This window comes from Streptomyces sp. Ncost-T10-10d (assembly GCF_900091955.1).
In the GTDB taxonomy this organism is placed as follows: domain Bacteria; phylum Actinomycetota; class Actinomycetes; order Streptomycetales; family Streptomycetaceae; genus Streptomyces.
Genome location: NZ_FMDF01000164.1, coordinates 1 through 2,552 on the forward strand (window position 1 = coordinate 1; position 2,552 = coordinate 2,552).

The 2,552-nt window shown below is 71.2% G+C and carries 1 protein-coding gene; it reads left to right on the forward strand.

Going from position 1 to position 2,552, the window contains the following annotated elements:
• Window positions 1-171: 171 nt before the first annotated feature.
• Window positions 172-2,552 (forward strand): RICIN domain-containing protein (locus GA0115254_RS29410; RefSeq protein ID WP_141720938.1); only part of this gene is annotated, 2,381 nt, incomplete at its 3' end.

The following is a 2,552-nucleotide window of genomic DNA, read 5'->3' on the forward strand; positions in this document are numbered from 1 at the left end:
CCGTCAGGTTCGAGGGCGCGAGGCCGCTGAGTCATGCCGGCCCCGCCGCATCCTTCGGTCGGCTCCCTGACCAGAAGTGGTATTCCATTGCGCTCCAGACCCCCGGGGTCTCCCAGACCCCTGCTTCGACTCCCCCGCTTGACCGGCCGTCTGCTGCCGCCGTTACTCGCCATGGCCCTACTGGCCGGGGTGGGTGTGAGCGACGAGTACACGGCACCGCCGACCGAGTTGGCCGCCGACTACGACTGGTACGAGGACACCCCCGCTGAGCAGTTGCGGCAGGACCAGTGCCTGATGAGCGACGTACTGCGGCTGGGCGGGCCGGCCATGGCCGCCACCGCGAAGGACGGGCTCAACCAGAGTCCGGAGCGGCTGCGGGAGCTGGCCGACCGGGACTACTGGGAGAACACTCCGCTCGCCACCGCGTACAAGTCGGACCGGGATGCCGCGCTCGCTGAGCTGAACCGGCTCGACGCGCTCCACGACAGCTGGAAGATATCCGGGCTCGAGACGCCCGGCGGCTTCGGTTCCGTCGCCGACTTCGAGTGGCCGCCCGGGACAAGCGGTGACGATGGTGAGGACTTCCACTCCCAGACCGGCCTCACGGCGTGGATCGCCGACCGGTTCTGGAAGGACGAGAGCGACTTCTACGAGGACGCGACTCCGCCGGCCGACGCGGAGACCGTCGCGGCGGTCAAGGCTCTGGGACAGCCGCTGTACGGCAGCGACCCCAATCCGTCCCTGCCGGACTGGAACCGACAGGTCGCCCTGCGGGACGCCTACAAGCGCCTGACGAACTGGAGCCTGGAGCCGACCGGCGCGGACAACGCCCGACTCTTCCTGAGCTCGGGCGGCTTCCCGAACAAGGCACCGGTGCCGGGTACCGCCGAGCACCGGGTCGCGGTCGAGGACCTCAAGTCCCGGTTCGCCGCCTGTGCGTGGCGTGATCCGATGGATCCGGAGAAGGTCCTGGGCGAGGTCTCCGCGACCGCCGGGGCGGAGTGGCAGCAGGAGATCGGCTCGCAGGCTGCCAAGCGCAACGACATCCTGACCGCGAACAAGAACGCCGTCCAGGCGCTGACCGTGGCCTCCGAGTCGATGGGCAAGATGCTCGGCCACTCGTGGGTCGCCGACCACATCACCCGCTGGCAGGACTACTGGTCCTCGGGCGGCATCGGTTGGGTCGGCACCTCCCCGATGGCCGTCAAGATCCTGGGCGCGACTTTCCCGGGCGCGACCGGCAAGTGCCTGGGCGTGCAGGGTTCCGGCACCGCGAACGGCACGCCTGTCGAGGTCGTCGCCTGCTCCACGGCGGCCGCCCAGCAGTGGAGGGTCAACGGGGACTACGGCGAGGGCTACAGCCTGCAGAACGTGAACTCGCAGAAGTGCCTCGACGTCGCCACCAACCAGACGAAGATCCAGATCTGGACCTGCAACGGCACGCCCATGCAGGCGTGGAAGTTCAGCGTCCGGGCCGAAGCCGCCCTGCAGAACCTGGGGGCGAACAAGTGCCTGAGCCCCATTTACAACGCCGGACAGGACGTGCTCGCGGCCGCCTGCAGCGACGCTGCCACGCAGAAGGTGCTGTTCAAGGTCTCCGAGCACAACGGCAGCGTTCCGCCGTCGACGGAGTTCACCAAGGCGTCGCAGCGGCTGAGCGCCGCGCGCGCGGGAGCGGTGGCCGAGCTGGCCGAGCTCAAGCGCCAGGCGACGGCCGCGACGGCTGCCCAGACCGCCAGCGCCACCGCCGAACAGGCGGCGTACGCGATCGCGGACGCCAACGGGGCGCCGCGGGGCCGCGGTCTGCTGGTAGGCCAGCAGAAGGCGCAGGTCACGCAGGGAGCAGCGGCCGCGGTCGCGGCGCTGGTGAAGGCCGGCGAGACCGCCGAGGCGGCCACCCGGGCGGCTGCCGCGGACAGCGCCACGATCGCCCAGCGGGCGCTGGCGCAGGCCGCGCAGTCCAAGGCGGAGTTCCGTAAGCAGGCGGCCTACCGGGCCGAACTGCAGGCCAAGGCGGCTGCGGACGCGGCCAAGCTGCACCGTGACAACGCCAAGAAGGACAAGGAGCTGGCCGAGGCCAAGCTTGCCGAGTCCCTGGTCGCGGAGGCGGACGCGAAGGCGGCGGCGGCTGAGGCGCACGCCAAGCGGCTGAAGGCCGAGGCCGAAGAGGCCACGGCGAAGAAGGAGAAGGAGACCGCCGACCTCAAGAAGTCGGAGGCGGCCCGGCACCGGCAGACCGCGGAAGCCGAAGCGGCCAACGCCGAGGCAGCCAAGGGCAGGGCCGAGATGTCGGAGGCCACAGCGGTCGCCCGGAAGAAGGACGCCGAGACCGCCCGGGATCGTGCCAGGGAACTGCGCGACGACGCGTGGGACGCCGAGCAGAAGGCGGACGCGGCGCGCGCCAAGGCCGACGCCAAAGAGGCCTACGCCGAATCTCTGGAAGCGGGGGACGCGGCGGATGCCGCGCGGGCGGCTGCCGATGAGGCCGACCGGCACGCTGACGACGCCGAGGCGGCTGCCGGCCGGGCCCGTACCGCGGCCGACGCGGCCAC